The organism is Streptomyces ovatisporus, assembly GCF_042653885.1.
GTDB classification, from domain to species: domain Bacteria; phylum Actinomycetota; class Actinomycetes; order Streptomycetales; family Streptomycetaceae; genus Streptomyces; species Streptomyces ovatisporus.
Genome location: NZ_JBHSFH010000013.1, coordinates 370,866 through 387,933, shown reverse-complemented (window position 1 = coordinate 387,933; position 17,068 = coordinate 370,866). Strand labels below are relative to the sequence as shown.

At 71.7% G+C, this 17,068-nt stretch carries 14 protein-coding genes and 1 pseudogene; 7 read left to right on the top strand and 8 right to left on the bottom strand.

What is annotated here, in order from left to right; translation table 11 throughout:
• Positions 1-105 precede the first annotated feature (105 nt).
• Entirely contained in the window at positions 106-3,777 is a 3,672-nt protein-coding gene (locus ACFPA8_RS23085) for a DNA polymerase III subunit alpha (RefSeq protein ID WP_386451393.1), read from the top strand.
• Entirely contained in the window at positions 3,774-4,820 is a 1,047-nt protein-coding gene (locus ACFPA8_RS23080; protein WP_386451391.1) for a DNA polymerase Y family protein, read from the top strand. The genes ACFPA8_RS23085 and ACFPA8_RS23080 overlap by 4 nt, the downstream gene beginning before the upstream one ends.
• A gap of 180 nt (positions 4,821-5,000) precedes the next feature.
• Here ACFPA8_RS23080 and ACFPA8_RS23075 read toward each other — a convergent pair whose 3' ends face one another.
• On the bottom strand, positions 5,001-5,837 hold the full coding sequence (locus ACFPA8_RS23075; protein WP_386451389.1) for an RNA methyltransferase: 837 nt from the start codon (positions 5,835-5,837) through the stop codon (positions 5,001-5,003).
• Between the two features lie 235 nt (positions 5,838-6,072).
• Here ACFPA8_RS23075 and ACFPA8_RS23070 point away from each other — a divergent pair, with 235 nt between their 5' ends.
• Positions 6,073-6,987, top strand: coding sequence for an esterase/lipase family protein (locus ACFPA8_RS23070; protein ID WP_386451387.1), 915 nt, complete (start codon positions 6,073-6,075; stop codon positions 6,985-6,987).
• A gap of 47 nt (positions 6,988-7,034) precedes the next feature.
• On the opposite strand, the gene ACFPA8_RS23065 is transcribed toward ACFPA8_RS23070, so the two are convergent.
• The 3 genes and pseudogenes from ACFPA8_RS23065 to ACFPA8_RS23055 form a co-directional block, all read right to left on the bottom strand.
• Positions 7,035-7,682, bottom strand: a complete 648-nt coding sequence (locus ACFPA8_RS23065; RefSeq protein WP_386451523.1) for a pyridoxamine 5'-phosphate oxidase family protein — start codon at positions 7,680-7,682, stop codon at positions 7,035-7,037.
• A gap of 74 nt (positions 7,683-7,756) precedes the next feature.
• On the bottom strand, positions 7,757-8,755 hold the full coding sequence (locus tag ACFPA8_RS23060; RefSeq protein WP_386451385.1) for a lytic polysaccharide monooxygenase auxiliary activity family 9 protein: 999 nt from the start codon (positions 8,753-8,755) through the stop codon (positions 7,757-7,759).
• A gap of 239 nt (positions 8,756-8,994) precedes the next feature.
• A pseudogene (locus ACFPA8_RS23055) lies at positions 8,995-9,771 on the bottom strand (dioxygenase family protein); the annotation flags it as partial.
• Between the two features lie 255 nt (positions 9,772-10,026).
• On the opposite strand from ACFPA8_RS23055, the gene ACFPA8_RS23050 reads away from it, so the two are divergent.
• The 3 genes from ACFPA8_RS23050 to ACFPA8_RS23040 all read left to right on the top strand — a co-directional run bounded on the left by ACFPA8_RS23050 (position 10,027) and on the right by ACFPA8_RS23040 (position 12,288).
• Complete coding sequence (locus ACFPA8_RS23050) at positions 10,027-10,224, top strand: hypothetical protein (RefSeq protein WP_386451384.1); 198 nt, start codon at positions 10,027-10,029, stop codon at positions 10,222-10,224.
• Between the two features lie 214 nt (positions 10,225-10,438).
• Positions 10,439-11,635 (top strand): MarP family serine protease, encoded by a 1,197-nt coding sequence (locus tag ACFPA8_RS23045; RefSeq protein ID WP_386451382.1) that lies wholly within the window; start codon positions 10,439-10,441, stop codon positions 11,633-11,635.
• Between the two features lie 281 nt (positions 11,636-11,916).
• Entirely contained in the window at positions 11,917-12,288 is a 372-nt protein-coding gene (locus ACFPA8_RS23040) for a GntR family transcriptional regulator (RefSeq protein WP_386451380.1), read from the top strand.
• A gap of 76 nt (positions 12,289-12,364) precedes the next feature.
• Here ACFPA8_RS23040 and ACFPA8_RS23035 read toward each other — a convergent pair whose 3' ends face one another.
• From ACFPA8_RS23035 to ACFPA8_RS23025, 3 genes are all read right to left on the bottom strand, one after another.
• Positions 12,365-12,997, bottom strand: a complete 633-nt coding sequence (locus ACFPA8_RS23035; RefSeq protein WP_386451378.1) for a hypothetical protein — start codon at positions 12,995-12,997, stop codon at positions 12,365-12,367.
• 256 nt (positions 12,998-13,253) lie between these two features.
• A complete protein-coding gene (locus tag ACFPA8_RS23030) occupies positions 13,254-13,820 on the bottom strand; it encodes an NADAR family protein (RefSeq protein WP_386451376.1) in 567 nt (188 codons plus the stop codon).
• A 156-nt stretch (positions 13,821-13,976) separates the two neighbouring features.
• Positions 13,977-15,128 carry a DUF5925 domain-containing protein gene (locus ACFPA8_RS23025; RefSeq protein WP_386451374.1) on the bottom strand — a complete coding sequence of 384 codons (1,152 nt, stop codon included), beginning with the start codon at positions 15,126-15,128 and terminating at the stop codon, positions 13,977-13,979.
• Between the two features lie 242 nt (positions 15,129-15,370).
• On the opposite strand from ACFPA8_RS23025, the gene ACFPA8_RS23020 reads away from it, so the two are divergent.
• Positions 15,371-15,637 carry a hypothetical protein gene (locus ACFPA8_RS23020; protein WP_386451372.1) on the top strand — a complete coding sequence of 89 codons (267 nt, stop codon included), beginning with the start codon at positions 15,371-15,373 and terminating at the stop codon, positions 15,635-15,637.
• Positions 15,638-15,765: 128 nt separating this feature from the next.
• Here ACFPA8_RS23020 and ACFPA8_RS23015 read toward each other — a convergent pair whose 3' ends face one another.
• Positions 15,766-17,010 carry a type ISP restriction/modification enzyme gene (locus ACFPA8_RS23015; protein ID WP_386451521.1) on the bottom strand — a complete coding sequence of 415 codons (1,245 nt, stop codon included), beginning with the start codon at positions 17,008-17,010 and terminating at the stop codon, positions 15,766-15,768.
• Positions 17,011-17,068 lie beyond the last annotated feature (58 nt).

The window sequence follows — 17,068 nt, the reverse complement described above, 5'->3', positions numbered from 1 at the left end:
CTGCGAAGAGTCGCGGGACACTGTTCGAACGCGGGTTCGACTGCTGGTCTATGGTGGGGAGGTATTCGGCAAGCAGGGATGCGGGTGCGGTGGGAGGTGCGTGCGATGCCTGGATTCGTGCATCTCCATGTCGCCTCCGGCTTCTCCCTGCGGTACGGGGCGTCGCATCCCGAGACGCTGGCCGAGCGTGCCCGCGAGCGCGGAATGGACGCGGTCGCGCTCACCGACCGCGACACCCTGGCCGGAGCGGTGCGCTTCGCACGGGCGAGCGCGAACGCCGGAGTGCGGCCCGTCTACGGGGCGGATCTGGCCGTGGCGGAGCGCCCGGAGCGCAGGAGCGCGGTACGCCGGCGCCGTACGCCGGTCCGGGGTGGTGCCTTCATCGACGAATCGGCACAGCGGGTCGTCTTCCTCGCGGCCAGGGGCGCCGTGGGGTGGGACGGGCTGTGCCGGCTGGTGAGTGCGGCACACGCCGGCGGAGGCGAGCGGCCTCAGCTGGAGTGGGACGACCTGGCGGCGCTGGGTGGCGCGTACGGGGGAGCGCTGACCGTACTGCTCGGGCCCGGGTCCGACGTGGGACGCGCACTCGCCGCCGGGCGTCCCGACAAGGCGGCACGGCTGCTGACCGGCTGGCGGGAGATCTTCGGTACGGCACTGCGGCTGGAGGTCGCGGGGTGCGTACCCCTGCGGGAGTCCGCGCGGATGCTGGGCCTCGCCGCAGAGCAGGGGGTCAAGCCCGTGCTGACCAACGCGGTGCGCTACGCCGATCCCAGTCAGGGGCCGGTCGCGGACGTACTGGACGCCGCGCGGCGTCTGGTGCCCGTCGACCCGAGGAAGGGCCTGGACGGCGGTGAGCGGTGGCTGAAGGGGCCGGAGGCGATGGAGACGGTCGCGCTGCGCGTCGCGGAGGCCGCGGGCTACCGGAGCGACGCCGCGCACCGGCTGCTGACGCTGACCGAGGAGACCGCCGGGGGCTGCCGGGTCGACCCCGAGGACGACATCGGCATCGGGCGGGTCCACTTTCCCGAACCGTGGCTGGTCGGCGCGGGTACGGACGGCGGGCACAGCCGCCGGGACGGCCGTCCCCGCGGCCCCGGCGGTTCTGCCGGACCTGCCGGACCTGCCGGGCCGCGGGGGAGCGGGGGAAGAACCGCCGAGCGTGTGCTGCGTTCGCGTTGTGCCGCGGGGATGGTCGCGCGGCGGTACGAGGGGCAGCGGGAGCGCTGGGAGCGGCTCGAACACGAACTGCGGATCATCGAGGGGCTCGGCTTCTCCTCCTACTTCCTCACCGTCGCGCAGGTCGTCCAGGACGTTCAGGCGATGGGCGTACGGGTCGCGGCGCGCGGCTCGGGGGCGGGGTCCCTGGTCAACCATCTGCTGGGCATCGCGCACGCCGACCCTCTCGAACACGGCCTGCTCATGGAGCGGTTCCTCTCGCCGCGCCGGGCGGCCCTCCCGGACATCGACATCGACGTGGAGTCCGCCCGGCGGCTCGATGTCTACCGCGCCATCTTCGAACGCTTCGGCGAGGAACGCGTCGCCACTGTCGCCATGCCCGAGACCTACCGGGTGCGTCACGCCATCCGCGACGTGGGCGCGGCGCTGAGCATGGATCCCGCCGAGACCGACCGGCTCGCCAAGGCGTTCCCGCACATCCGGGCGCGGGACGCGCGTGCTGCTCTCGACGAGCTCCCGGAGCTGCGCGGTGTGGACGTCGAGCGGTACGGCCCCCGCTTCTGGGATCTGGTCGAGTCGCTGGACGCTCTGCCCCGCGGGGTCGCCATGCACCCGTGCGGGGTGCTGCTCTCGGACTCCTCGCTCCGCGCCCGTACGCCGGTGATGCCCACCAGCGGTGAGGGCTTCGCCATGTCGCAGTTCGACAAGGACGACGTGGAGGAGCTGGGGCTGCTCAAGCTGGACGTGCTGGGGGTGCGGATGCAGTCGGCGATGGCGCATGCGGTCGCCGAGATCGAACGGGCGGCCGGGGAGAGGGTCGAGCTGGAGGAGGTGCCGGAGGGAGACCCGAAGACGTACGCGCTCATCCGGTCCGCCGAGACGCTCGGCTGCTTCCAGATCGAGTCGCCGGGACAGCGTGATCTGGTCGGCAGGCTTCAGCCGGAGAGTTTCCACCATCTCGTCGTCGACATCTCGCTGTTCAGGCCGGGTCCGGTCGTCGCCGACATGGTGCGCCCCTTCATCGAGGCCCGGCACGGGCGGCGGCCCCCGAGTTACCCGCACCCGGATCTGGAGCCCGCGCTGAGTGAGACGTACGGCGTCGTGGTCTTCCACGAGCAGGTCATCGAGATCATCTCGGTCATGACCGGGTGCGGCCGGGCGATGGCCGACGAGGCGCGGCGTGCGCTCTCGGACGAGGTGCGGCAAGGGAGGGTGCGTGCGTGGTTCACGCAGGAGGCGTCACGGCGCGGATATGCGGACGAGGCCGTCGAGCGGACCTGGCAGATCGTGGAGGCGTTCGGGTCCTACGGCTTCTGCAAGGCGCACGCCGTCGCCTTCGCCGTGCCCACCTACCAGTCGGCGTGGCTGAAGGCCCATCATCCGGCTGCTTTCTACGCGGGTGTGCTGGAGCACGATCCCGGGATGTATCCGAAGCGGCTGCTGCTGGCGGACGCCCGGCGGCGGGGGGTGCGGGTGCTGCCCCTGGACGTGAACAGGTCCTCGGTCGCCTATCGTATCGAACTGGTGTCTGATTCCAGGGTTGTTGAGGGCCCGTCGGACCCACCGGATTCTCCGGCTGCCCGGGCTCCCCGGGACGGCCCTCCGGGTTCCTCCGCTCCCGGCTCCGGGTGGGGCGTGCGCCTCGCTCTCGCCGAAGTGCAGGGCATCAGCGAGGCGGACGCGGAACGGATCGAGGCCGGACAGCCCTACGACTCGCTGGCCGATCTGTGGCGACGGGCCCGGCCGCCCCGTCCCGTGGCCGAAAAGCTCGCCCAGGTGGGGGCGTTGGACGCGTTCGCCCCCGACGGCAACCGGCGCGATCTGCTGCTGCACATCGCCGAACTGCACCGCGGGCAGCGTGCCGCGGCCGGAGCGCGCGAAGGGCAGCTGGCCCTGGATCACCTGACGGGGGGTGCCGCCGCACCCGAACCGGCCGGGCTGCCCGACCTCGACGCCGGCGAACGGCTGGGAGCGGAACTCGGCGTCCTCGGCATGGACACCTCCCGGCACCTCATGGACGATCACACCGCGTTCCTGCGGGAGTTGGGCGCGTACTCCGCGCGGGGCCTGCGGTCCGCCCGGCACGGCGAGACGGTCCTCGTCGCGGGCGCCAAGGCCGCCACCCAGACCCCGCCGATCCGGTCCGGACGGCGCGTCATCTTCAGCACCCTCGACGACGGCACGGGCCTGGTCGACCTCGCGTTCTTCGACGACGCCCACGCAGCCTGCGCCCACACCGTCTTCCACTCCTGGCTGCTGCTGGTGCGCGGGGTGGTGCAGCGACGCGGGCCACGCAGCCTCAGCGTGGTCGGTTCGGCAGCGTGGGACCTGTCGGAACTGGTCGAACTGCGCCGCACCGGCGGCCTGGACGCGGTCGCCGCACGTCTGTCGGAACCCCCGGAGGGACGCACCGGATCCGGTGACGGTCCGGAAGGGGGCGCGGAAGCGGGCAGGGGCACCGGGACGTCCGGGCGTACGGTCCAGGTGGCCAAGGGCTACGAGATGCACCCCTGGGCCGACCTGCGTCCCCCGGGCGACGCCGCCGACTCCCCGAAGGCCTTGCGCAAACTCTGGCACTCCAGCCCGGGGAGCGCGGGATGAGCGAGCAGCCGAGCGAACAACTCCACGTGCTGTACGTGCACTTCGAGGACGCCGGGAACCGGGCCGGCAGCGGCTCCCCGGCCGGAGAGGGGGCCGGTGTCCGCGCCGAGTTCCCCGAACTCCTCGGCCTCCTCGCCGACTTCACCCCCGTCGTCCAGGCGCTGCCGCCCGACGCCGCGCTCGCCGACGTACGGGGCGCGCTGCGCTACTTCGACCGTGACGCACCCGCGCTGGCCCGCCTCGTCCGCCTCCGTGCGCTGGCACTCCACGGCACCGACTGCACCGTCGGCGTCGCCGTCAACCCGCTCCTCGCGCGGATGGCCGCGCAGTCGGGGCCGCCGGGCACGGTCCGCGTGATACACCCCGGAGAGACCGCCGGCTTTCTCGCCGGCCGCCCTGTCGCCGCCCTGCACGGCATCGGCCCGTCGACCGCCCGTACCCTCTGCGCGTACGGTCTGGACACCGTCGGACGGGTCGCCGAGGCGGGACCCGCCACCCTCCAGCGGATACTCGGCGCGAAGACGGGGCGCCGCCTCCACGAGCGTGCCCGGGGCATCGACCCGACACCCGTGGTTCCCAGCGCCCCCGCGCGCTCCGTCGCTTCGGAGTACCGCTTCGACCGGGACGAACTCGACGCCGCCGGCCGCCGCCGTGCGCTGCTCACCCTCGCCGACGAACTGGGCTTCCGCATGCGTACGGAGGGCCAGGCCGCCCGCGCGCTGAGTCTCACCGTCCGCTATGCCGACCGCTCCACCACCACCCGTACCCGCACACTCGCCGAACCGACCGCGCACACACCGGCGTTGACCACCGTCGCCTACGCCATGCACGACGCCCTCGGGCTGCAGCGGGCCCGGGTACGGGCGGTCTCCCTGCGGGCCGAGGAGCTGATGCCGGCCGAACTCGCCTCCCGGCAGCTCTCCCTGGACCCCCGTGAGGAGAAAGCCCGGCGGGCCGAGGCGGCCGCGGACCGGGCCCGGCAGCGTTTCGGCGCGTCGGCCGCCCACCCCGCCGGACTCGCCGGCGATCCCGGTGCGGCATGAGCGGCTGTGCCGGGCGGTGTGGGCGGCAGGTCCGGTGCCGGCCGCGCAGATGCCCGGCCTCGGTGCGGCCGGCGGTACTGGAGAAACGCAGGACGGCCGGATGCGGGTGGCCGCTGCGTCTGTCGGCGGCGACGACGCCGACTGGCGACTGCCCAGCAGTTCCTGGAGGCCCCGTCTCAGTCAGTTCCGTCCTGCGGCGCGTGCTGCGGCGATGCGCTGGCGGGACACTTCGTAGAGCACGGCGGTGGCGGCGCCGGCGGCGTTGAGCGAACTGGCCGATCCCGCCATCGGGATACGCACCGTGCGATCGCACAACTCGCGCCAGGCCGCGCTCAGTCCCTTGGTCTCGTTCCCGACGAGCAGCAGTACGGGCCCGGTGAGGTCCGCGTCGAAGAGCTCGGCCTCGCCGCCCTCGTCGGTGCCGACCACCGCGATGTCCAGCCCGCGGGCCCGCCTCGCCTCCAGCCACTGCACGACCTCGCGGTGCGAGGGCACGCGGACGGCGGGCAGCGCGAAGAGCGAACCGGTGCTGGCCCGCACCGACTTGGGGTCGTAGACGTCGGCGGCGTGGCCGGTCACGATCAGCCCGTCCGCGCCGAACGCGTCGGCGGAGCGGATGACCGTTCCGATGTTCCCGGGGCCCGAGGGCCGGTCGAAGAGCACGCCGAGGAAGTCGCTGCCCGCGTCGATGCGGGAGAGGTCGTCGGGGGGCATCCGGACCACCGCGACGACCTCGGGGGCGGCCTCGTTCTTCTCGCCCAGCTCGGCGAGGAGCCGGGGGTCCATCGCCACGCGTTCAGCGCCGGCGTCTCGCAGCAGATCCTCCGCCCAGCGTGACAGCGGGCGCTCCGTCGAGTGGACCAACGTCAGTACGGGCCAGCCGCGTTGGACCGCGATGCTGATGGGGCGTACGCCCTGGACGAGGAACTCACCAGCTCTCTGGCGCTTGTTCCGGTTGCTCAGCAGCGACTGCCACTGCTGGAAACGGGCGTTGCGGGAGGTGATCCGCTGAACCACGCGTGTCCTTCCGCTCCTGGTCCGCCGGTGAATGGGTGCCGCGGCAGCCTACACGGACCGACGCCGTCACCGAATCTTCACAAGCAGGCCTATGGCCCTCCCATGTTACCGCTACGTAAATTGACGGGGCTTCGGCAATGTGACCCAGGTCACCCCCTGTACCCCCCGTGCAACCCCCAGTAACCCCCACGGCCCCACGAGGCAACGTCCCTCTCCACCCCCACGAGGAGACGGCATGAAGCTGTCCTGGAAACACGCCCGCACGCCCGCCGCCGCAGCGGCGGTCGCCATCGCTGTGGCCCTGCCGGTCAACTCGGCCGGTGCTTCGGCGGCGGAACCCTCCACACCGGCCCCCGCCGCCGAGACAGCGCAGGAGAAGGAAGCCGCGACGAAAGCAGCAGAGGGCGGCTGGAACGACTACGACTGCAAGCCGTCGGCCGAACACCCCCGGCCCGTCGTCCTCGTCCACGGCACGGGAGGCAACGCCGTCGACAACTGGCTCGGTCTGGCCCCCTACTTGAAGAACCGCGGCTACTGCGTCTTCTCCCTCGACTACGGCAAGTACAACGGCATTCCGCTCGTCTACGGCCTCGGTCCGATCGAGAAGTCGGCCGAACAGCTGGCGGCGTACATCGAGAAGGTGCGTGGCGCGACCGGTACCGACAAGGTCGACATCGTGGGCCACTCGCAGGGCGGCATGATGCCCCGCTACTACCTCAAGTTCCTCGGCGGCGCGGACAAGGTGAACGCTCTGGTCGGTCTCGCACCGAGCAACCACGGCACGACCCTGAGCGGGCTCACCAAACTCGTCGACCTCATCCCGCCGTTGGGTGACGCGATCGAAGACCTCGGTCCGTCGCTGATGCAGCAGAAGGAGGGCTCGGACTTCATCAACCGCCTGAACGAGGGCGGGGACACCGTGCCCGGCGTGAAGTACACGGTGATCGCCACCAAGTACGACGAAGTCGTCACGCCGTACAAGACGCAGTTCCTGGAGGGTCCGGACGTCAAGAACGTCGTGCTGCAGGACCTCTGCCCTGCCGACATCTCCGAGCACCTCATGGTGGCGCTGACCGACAGGGTGGCCTGGCACGAGACGGCCAACGCCCTCGACCCGGAGAACGCGACCGAGACGACCTGCTTCTCCTAGGCCCCCGAGGAACCCCGCGCGGCGGCGGCGCCCCGCGGGAAGGAGCACTACGGCTCCTCGTACAGCCTCTCGGCGTACGAGGAGCCGTAGTGCTCCTCCAGCACCTCCAGCGGCTCGTCCTGCCTCTCCAGCGCCTTCGAGATCCGGGCCCGGCCCGGCAGCGCGTCCGGCTGCCAGGTCAGGGGGTTCCAGGCGCTGGAGCGCAGGAACGCCTTGGAGCAGTGGTGGAAGATCTCTTCGATCTCCACCACGAGCACCACGGCGGGCCGGTGCCCCTCGACCGTCATGTCGTCCATGAACGGCGCCTCGCGCACGATGCGTGCCCTGCCGTTGATCCGCAGGGTGTCGCCCCGGCCCGGCAGCAGGTGGATGAGGCCGACGTGCGGATTGACGAGGATGTTCCTGAAGCCGTCGATCCGCTTGTTGCCGGGCCGGTCGGGGACGGCGACCGTGCGGTCGTCGAGCACCTTGACGAAGCCGGGCGGATCACCCTTCGGGGAGACGTCACACGTCCCGTCCCTTCCCGAAGTGGCGATCAGGCACAGCGGCGAGTGCGCGAGCCACTCACGGTCGACCGCGTGCAGAGAGGTCCGTGCCTTCTGCGCGGCGTAGGGGGCCGGAGTGCCCAGCAGTTCGACCAGTTCGGCCTCAGAGGTGACTTCCCGCACCGGCGTGGGCGGCCCCAGCGGTTCCATCCGGAATCCCCCGTCCCGTACACCGCGTACGAGTCCCGTACGCCCGGTTGGTACCCGCATTTTACGAGCACGGGTCAGCCCTTGCCACGGCCGGCGGCCCGGCGGCGAAGACCCGCGAACATCAGCGCGCCGCCCAGGAGGAGCACGGACCCTCCGGCGACGGCGAGGGTGCCGGTGTGCGTCCCGGAGCCGGTGTCGGCAAGCTGCGTCTTCGGGGCGGTGGCCGCGGGGGAGGGCGTCCCGGCCTCCGGGGCGCTGCCGGACGTGCCCTCCTTGTGCGCGCCGTGGCCGTGGGCACCCGAGTGGCCGCCGCCCCGGCCGTCGTTCTCGACGGTCGACTTCTCGAACCCGTCGGAGACCTGCTTGCCGTCGGGCACGGTCGGTGCCTTCGTCGAGGACGTCGTGGGGGCGCCGCCGGCGCTGCCGGTGCCGCCCTCTCCGCCGCCGAAGGTCACATCGGAGCAGGTGTAGAACGCCTCAGGGCTGTCGGACCGCTGCCAGATGCCGAAGATGAGATGACGGCCGGTCCGCCCGGGAACCGTCCCCTTGAACTTGTAAGCGCCGCCCTGCAGTTGAGGGTCGGTCGTCTTGGCGAAGGGCTCGGACTCCAGGTCCGACCACTTCAGCGGCTTCGACGGGTCGTAGCCAGACCTGGTGATGTACAGCTCGAAGGAACCTTTGTGCGGCGCGGTCGCCTGGTAGGAGAACGCATGCTCCCCGGCGCTCATCCTGGAGGCCGGCCAGTCCTTGCGGGGCAGGTCGAGGCCCTTGTACTTGTCCCGGCCGGCGCTGCACAGCTTCCCGTCGGGAATGATCTCCTTGTGCCTGCCCGCGGCGTCGGGGATGTTGACCTCGTTCCAGTCGTAGAACGCCTGGGTGCCGCTCGCCTCGACAGCCGCCTTGCACGCAGCCGACCGGGGGTTCTCGGGGCCTTCCGCGAAGCAGGTCGAGACCCGGCTGACGGGGTCGGTCATGGATCCGTGTGCCTCAGCGGGGACCGCACTCAGCATGGTGAGTGCCATGGGCGCCGCGCCCAGGGCCGCTATGCGCGCCACCGTACGACGAGCAGACATCTTGTGACTCCTGAAGGTGGGGGGTTGACGCATGCGGCCCCGGCCTCCCCGTGGGGGCACGGAGGCCGGGGCCACTTGCAAGCTAACCCCGCTCAGCTGCCGTTTCAGCAGTTGGAACGCTCAACTGCCCATCCTTATGGTCCGCTTAAGGAGCGGCTCACGATCGGTTAAAGCTCGTGCGCCCGGTCGGGCTGCGGAGCCGCACCGCACGCCGGCTCCGGGCCGGGCGGGGCGCTCTCGCCGAACTGCACCGAACGCTTGGCCAGTCCGGCCCAGAAACCGTCGATGACGGTGCGCGCCCCGGTGAGATCCGCCTCGCCCGCGCCGAGCGCGACGAACAGCGGCGCGAAGTGCTCGCTGCGCGGATGGGCGATCCGGCCGGCGGGCGCCTTGTGCTCGAAGTCGAGCAGCGCGTCCACGTCGCCGCGGGCCAGGGCCTCCCGGCCCCAGTCGTCGAACTCCCTCGACCAGCCCGGGGCTTCGTCCACCGCACTGCCCCACCGCAGGCCGCTCAGGTTGTGAGTGAAGAATCCGCTTCCGACGACGAGGACCCCTTCGTCGCGGAGCGGGGCGAGCTTCCGGCCGATCCGCAGCAGCTGTGCCGGTTCGAGTGTGGGCATGGACATCTGGAGCACCGGTACGTCGGCGTCCGGGTACATCTCGACGAGCGGAACATACGCGCCGTGGTCGAGGCCGCGTCCGGGTGCCTCGTGGACGGCCTCGTGGACGGACGAGCCGGGGCCCGCGAGCAACGCCCGTACGCGTGCGGCCAGCCGGGGAGCGCCGGGCGCCGGGTAGCGCACCCGGTAGTAGCGCTCCGGGAAGCCCCGGAAGTCGTACACCAGCGGCAGGGTCCGCGTGGCCGAGAGGGCGAGCGGTGCGGACTCCCAGTGCGCGGAGACCATGAGAACTGCCTTGGGCCGCGGCAACCGGGCGCTCCACGCGGCGAGTTGGGACGTCCACAGGTCGTCGTCGGCCAACGGCGGTGCACCGTGGCTCAGATAGAGCACGGGCATGCGGACGCCTCTCGCCGCGGGGCCTGCGGTGCTGCTCGCGTCCGCCTCCGCGGCGACGCCCGTACTGCGGGGACCTGCGTCATGCGTCACGGTGCTGTGTGGCAGGCGTGTGATGGCGGTTCAGCCTCCTCGATACTCGGAATCCGGCCGGACGGTGCGCGGTCCTCTGGTGGTGCGGCGGGCCGTCGGTGAGCCTCAGCCGCGGAGCAGCAGGACGACCGCTGCCGCCGCTCCTGCCCCACCGATGTGCGCGGCGTGTTCGCGGTGCTCACGGACGAGGGCCGGCGGGTTCTGGACGAGGCCGCGCCGGGCCACGTCGCAGCCGTGCGGGAAGCCCTGATCGACGTGCTCGACAGGGAGGAGCTGAGACTCCTCGCCGAAGGGCTGGGACGGGTCGCCCGCCGCCTGGACCCCGACCGTCGGACGGCTGGAGACCGGAGCGAACAGGAGTGACGAAACGGGTCGAGGGGGCAGAAGAAGGGCAGTGACCGCGAATCACCGCGGACCGTCCCGGCTGTGCCCGGTTCTGGAACCAACCGCGCCTTGTTCGGCGTTGTGTTCAACAACATAGGGAAAGCGGAAGGGCGGCCAGGGCACAATCACAGGCGCGTCCGCCGGACGGGAGCGGACGCGGGCAGGCCGGGCGAGTGGGCGGAAGGGGTGCACGGTGAACCTGCTGGATGTGTTGCTGCTGCTCGCAGTGGTGGTCTTCTCCGTCTCCGGTTATCAGCGCGGCCTCGTCGCCGGTTTCGTCTCACTCGCCGGATTCGTGGGCGGAGCCGTCATCGGCGTGTGGCTCCTGCCCTTCGTGCTGGAGAAGGTGACGCCGGGCACCACCGAGGCCACCGTCGTGGCGCTGCTGACCGTCCTCGTGCCCGCCGCCGTGGGCCAGGCCATCGCGTCCCCGCTGGGGTGGCGGCTGCGCGGCTCCCTGAGCTGGACGCCCGTGCGCTGGGCCGACGGAGCCGGGGGAGTGGCCGTCAACGCGGCTGCTGTCCTCGTCGTCGGCTGGGTCGCAGCGAGTGCCCTGGCCGTTTCGCCTTCGCCCGTGCTCAACCAGGAGATCCGCGGCTCCCAGATCCTCGGCATGGTGCAGGACCGCATGCCCGACCAGGCTTCCACCTGGTTCAACGACGCGGCAGGAGCGCTGACCACGGCCGGGTTCCCCCCGGTGTTCAATCCCTTCGAGAACGAGCCGGGCGCGACCGTCGCGAAGCCCTCGGGCGACTCCGTCACCCGTGCGGCGACCGAGGCGGCCAAGCGCAGCACCGTCAAGGTCGAGGGTGTGGCCGACGTGGACGGAGGCGCACGCGGCCAGGAGGGCAGCGGCTTCGTCTACCGGAGTCAGCACGTGATGACCAACGCGCACGTCGTGGCCGGCGTCGACGAACCGACGGTGCGTGTCGGCGGCGTCGGCACACGCTACGAGGCGAGAGTCGTGGTCTTCGACGCCGCCACCGACGTGGCCGTGCTCGCCGTACCGGGACTGCAGGCACCCGCCCTGGAGTTCGCGGGAGACGCGTCACGCGGCGCTCCGGGCGTCGTCGCGGGCTACCCGCAGAACGGCAGCCTCGACCTGCGGGCGGCGGCCGTGGCCCAGCGGGTGCAGGCGCAGGGCCAGGACATCTACGGCGACAACCTCAGTACGCGCGACATCTACGCCATCCGCTCCACCGTCCGTCCGGGCAACTCCGGAGGTCCGCTGCTGAGCAAGGACGGCAAGGTGCTCGGCGTCGTCTTCGCCCGTTCCACCAGTGATGCCGGCACCGGCTACGCCCTCACGGCCGACCAGGTCGAGGGGCATGCCCAGAGAGGCATCCACAACAACCAGCCGGTGGACACCGGCAACCGCGCGGCACTCTGAGCACCGGCCCGCCCGGTGCGGCCGCAGTGCGTGAGCGGTGCAGCGGGCCGAACCTGAAGGCGCCGAACCCACCCGTCTCCTCCGTGTGCTCGGGACGGCACTCTTCCGGCCGTCCGCGGTGTCGTGGCACCGCGCAGTACGCCGCGCGAGTCGGCCGGCTCCCGATCGCCGCACGGTCTGGGAGAGAATCGGCACCGCGTCCTCGCGCTCGACCGCGCTCAACCAGGCGTGGCCCGCGCCGCCGTTCAGCGCTCATTCGCCCGAACAGATCCGGAGAACACGTGCCGTTGCAGATCGTCATCGACCCCGAGGCGCCGGACGCCCCCTACGAGCAGTTGCGCGCCCAGATCTCCGATCAGGCACGCAGCGGCAAGCTGCCGACGGGCTGCAAACTGCCGACAGTCCGCGGACTGGCCGAAGACCTGGGGCTCGCGGCGAACACGGTCGCCAAGGCATACCGCGCGCTGGAGTCGGACGGCGTGATCGAGACCCGTGGACGGCACGGCACGTTCGTCGCCGCGGCCGGTGACGCCGCGGCCAGAGAGGCGGCGGAGGCGGCCGAGTCGTACGTACGGCGAGTGCGGCGGCTCGGGCTCGACCGTGCCGTCGCACTCGCCGCCGTCGAGGACGCGCTGCGCGCGACGTACGGCTGACCGGCGAGCGGCGGGCCGCACCGGGCTCCCGGCCCGGAACGGCCCGGAACGGCCCGGAACGGCCCGGGGCCGACCGTCAGTCGAGCTTGTCGACGGCCGTTCTGGTCGTCTCCTTGAAGGCGGTGACGGGGGCCTGTCCGAGGTTGCCCATCTCGCCCCAGCGGACGACGGTCACGGTCTTCCCGTCGCGGCCGACGGCGAACAGGTGCACGCCGGGCTCGGACTCGGGCATCGAGGTGTGCACCCCGTAGACGCGGGCGCCGTCGCCGACTGCCACCTTGCCGTACTTCTCCCAGGAGGCCGTCCCTCCCGGAGTCTCACGGAGCCAGTCCGCAGCGCATGCAGCGACCTTCTTCTCCAGGGCACGTGCCAGTCTTGCCGCGGCCGTCGCGTTGGCGGAGACGACGGCGACCTGTGTGGCGTTGGTGTCGTAGTCCGTGTGGTACTCGCGGTGGTGGCTGCGCGCGGAGGGAAGCGCGCCGTCGACGCAGAAGGGCCCGGCGTCGGGCAGGCCCGCGGTGACCTTCCCCGCCCACCAGGGAGAGGAGGGGTGAGGAGGGAGATCGGCCGGTGCGAGGAAGCCCGGCGCCCGGGTCTTCTTCGCCGGCTCCGCGGCGACTCCCGGGCCGCTCGCGGCGAGCGTGAGACCCAGGGCGGCCACTGTCGCGAGACCGCCGACGGTGGCGGAACGGAAGGGCTGTGTGCGCATGTCGGAACCTTTCCCCCGTATATGTGCTGTCGCCCCATCAGACCTGCGAGCCGGTGAAGGGTTGTATCCCCACGGAAAGGGAGAAGCGGACCAAGCGGTCAACTGGCCGCGTACCGCGTGCAGTCCGACGTGGTGACCGTGCTCGTCCTGTGCCGCGGCCCGCGGGGATCGCGCAGTCGGCCCTGATCACGGGACGCGGACTGCGCGGATCAGGCGGGCACGGGCCGCCGGGGCGTGACGTGCTCGTCCTGCAAGGTCATGACGGTGAGGCCGTCCGAGTGAGCAGCCTCGTGCGCGCCTCCATGAGCGCGAAGCCCAGCAGGTTGAGTCCCCGCCACCGGGCGGGGTCGCGGAGCCGCTCGTCGTCGGTGGACAGGCCCACTCCCCACACCCTGTCCAGCGGGCTCGCCTCGACCAGTACGCGGCTGTTGGTGCCCAGCAGGTACTCGCGCAGCTCGGCGTGGTGCTCGAACTTCCGCGCGTTGCCCTCGACCACGATGCCGTAGCGCTCGCGCTCCCACACCTCCTGGTCGAATCCCCGCACCTTGCGTCCCACTGCCTTCGCCTGCCGCGGGCCGGGAGCCGCGATCGCACGGCGCTCCGCCTCCGCGTCGCCGAAGAGACGAGCCTTGCGGGCCATCATCCAGTGCTCTGCCGTGGCGTACTCCACGCCCTCGGCCGTGAAGGGCGCCGGCCACCACTGGCTCAGGCAGCCCTTGCCTGCGCTGCCGTCCCGCCGTGGCTGATGTCCCCAGAAGTAGAGGTACTTGAAGCGTTCTCCCCGCGCTGAGCGCTCCACGATTTCCGCGACGTTGTCGACCATCCGGTGATTCTGGCAGTGGCCACCGACATCGCTCGACTGGTTATCGCCAGTGTGTGCGACGCGGCGGTCTCCCGTACCCCTGCGCCGACGCGTGCTGAGACGCGCCGCCCCGGGGACTTGTTCCCATGTCGACACCGGCCCCCCGGTGCGTGCCCGTCACAGGTAGAGGCCCGAGCCCACGCCGTCGGGAGGGGACACCGATGTCGGGGAGATCCCCTTGCGCAGCGCGAACAGCTCGGCCAGCGTGGCCCCTTCGCGTCCCACACCCTCCGAGGTGCCGAGCCATTCGACCGCCTCGTCACGGTCCAGCGCGCCGACTTCGATACGGGCGAGGCAGCGCCCGGGGCGTACGACCGCGGGATGCAGACGCTCCAGGTCCTCGTTGGTGGTGACTCCCACCAGCACGTTGCGGCCCTGGCCCAGCAGCCCGTCCGTCAGATTGAGCAGGCGGGACAGGGCCTGGCCGGCCGCGTGCTTGGCCTCGCCGCGGATCAACTCGTCGCAGTCCTCCAGCAGAAGGAGCCGCCAGCGCTGCTGCTCGGTCTCCGAGTCGTCCGCGCCGATGGCGATGTCCATCAGATAGCCGATGTTGTTGAACAGATGCTCCGGGTCGAGGACGCAGTCCACCTGGCACCACTCCCGCCATGCACGGGCGAGCGTGCGCAGCGCGGAGGTCTTGCCGGTGCCCGGCGGTCCGTGCAGAAGAAGCAGGCGTCCCGAGATCTCGTCGGGCGTGATCTTCATCAGGCCGTCCATGGCGTCGGCCACCCGTGCTGTGTAGTTGGGGCGCACCTCTTTCCAGGTCGCCGCCGTGATCGCACGGGTGGAGCGCCGGGGGCCGCGCATCGGGGAGTGGTACCAGAACCCCATGGAGACCTTGTCCGACTGCGGCTCCGGTTCGTCCTCCGCCCCGTCGACGGCCTCACCCAGGCGCTTCTCGGCCAGTTCGTCGCTGACGGCGGTCAGTGTGACGTCCGCCCCCTGGTTCCAGCGGGAGACCGCGGCCGTCCAGCCCTCGCCTTCGGCGAGAATCGCGTGCTGCCCGTCCGCCCGTGCCTCGCGCAGCACAGTCGCCCCGGGAGGCAGCAGTGTCCGGCCCTTCTTGACGCGGCTCACGGAGCGGCTGCGGGAGAAGGGCTGCTCGCCGCTGGTGAATCGGCCGAGGAGGAGGGCGTCGATGACGTCGGACGGTGAATCCGTGTGGCCGAGATTGAGCCGTACCGGGAGGGTGGCCTCGGGGGTCTCCGGCACGGAGGGGGTCTCACTCCTGTCGGTGCTGGGGGGCGCCGGGCGGCGGTCGACTGACATGAACGCCATGATCCGGCATCACCGGCGCGGGCGCACGCAGGTTTCGAGGCGGTTCCGCGTCGCCGGGACCGCCGGGCCGAAAGGCGACGGAGCGGGTCCGAGCGGACATGTGTGGCGCCTGCGGTGTTCGTCAACGCCGTTGTGGGGCAGGTGAATCCTGTGACCGGGATACACGCGAGTAGCGGTCGGGCGATAGGGTTACTCTGCCCGGGCCGAGTGCCCTCGTACGGGTGGGGAGTGTCATGGAACAGATAACAGTGAGCGGCAGGGCGCGAGTGCCTGCGATCAAATGCGGTACGGGCGCGACGAGTTCGCGTCTCGACCGGCATCTGTCTGTGCTCGCGGGTCCCGCCGTGCCGCAGCGCCAGACGGAAGAAGCGACGACGCTGATGCGCGAGATCACGCGACGTGACACCGCGCGGCACCGGTCCACGAGCCGGAGTGCGCGCGTTTCGCTGTTCGCACCGCTGCGCAAGCTGCGCCGTACGTTGTTCGGTGGGCGCGGCTGAGAGTGCTTTCCTAGACCTCCCCTGCGCTCCGGGACGGTGGCCGTCGTACGGCTGCCGTCCCAGGCTCGTTTCCAGGGGGTTTCCCGCCGCGCCGGCACCCGTCACGTCCCCGTCGCCGCAGGTGCCTCTCACAGCAGCGCGAGTTGACCTCCGGGGCCCTCTTCGGCCAGATCGAGCACCGATGCCGGCCGGCGGGCCACCGCCGGCGGCGGAAGCAGTCCCACGCTCTCCAGTTCGGAACGCCCGATGCCCGCACCGGCTCCGGGGCCGGTGGCCGTGCCGCGCCCGGCCGCCCCCTGTGTCCGCTCCTCCTCCAGCTTCATCGCCAAGTCCCGCTGTTCGGTGCGCAGTTCGGCAAGCATCGTCAGCACGGTGATCAGCTCCAGCAGTTCCGACGCCCCTTCCTGCGGCCGGCCGCGCGGCCGTACAGCCGCCAGAGTTCCCGGCGCCGCCGGTTCCGCGCGCCGTGCGAACCACTCCTCCAGGACCTGTACGCCGCCGACTTCGAACTCCCACGCCGAGCTGTCGACCGGGGCCACTCGCCCCCCGGCCACGTGCAGGGCGCGTTCCCCGGCGTCGTAGCTCACTTCTCCCGGCCCGCAGGCAGCGGGCAACGGCGCCCGCACGTAAGGGCGGTGCCCTCCGGGCAGCCGCGGCCTGTCCGTGCCGTCGGGCCCCGGCCCGCAGCGCGCTCCCCTGGTGTGGATCCAGACCGTTCGGCGGCCGAGAGACACCCCCCGGGTCCACAGTGCGGCGTCCGAAGTCAGCGGTACGACACGGCCGTTCGGGCCCCCACGGACGGCGGCGGCGGTCCATGCCAGCACGTCCTCCGCCTCGACCGTGACGCCGAGACGGCCCGAGAGGTGCTCCAGCAGCCCGGGAAGGACGTTGGGCTCACAGCCGCCGGGACGCCGGTGGAGGGGCCGGATACGCCCGGGGCGCCCGGCGGGGGAGTGGCCGTCGGGAAGCAGCGTGGTGAAGGTGAGCAGCGGTCCGGACCGGCCCGGGTCGTGCGCAGTCTCGACCAGGTGCGTCTGATGTGCGTCGCTCACCCGCCACAACTGGGCCCGTGCGCTGTCGATGAGGCGGTGATCGGGGATCAGCCACTGCTGGTCGTACGGTCCGTGGAGCAGCCGGACAGGCTCGGGACAGCTGCCCTGCTCGTGCGCGAGCAGGCAGTCCGGAGCGGCTCTGCCGGGCAGCGGGGCGACCGCACTGCGCAGCGTGCGCGAACGGCTCGGCTCGAAGAGCGCGGCGCGCTCGCCCTCGTCCTCGGTCCGGGTCAGCGTCTTCCAGCGAGCCTTCAGCCAGGCCGGGTCGGGCGCCCGCGCCCAGGACCGTCCCAGCCGCAGCGGCGGCACGGACCAGGGCATCACCTCGTCGAGCAGGGGTGCGTCGAGGAGAGTGGTGTCCGTGGTGCCGGGTCGGTCT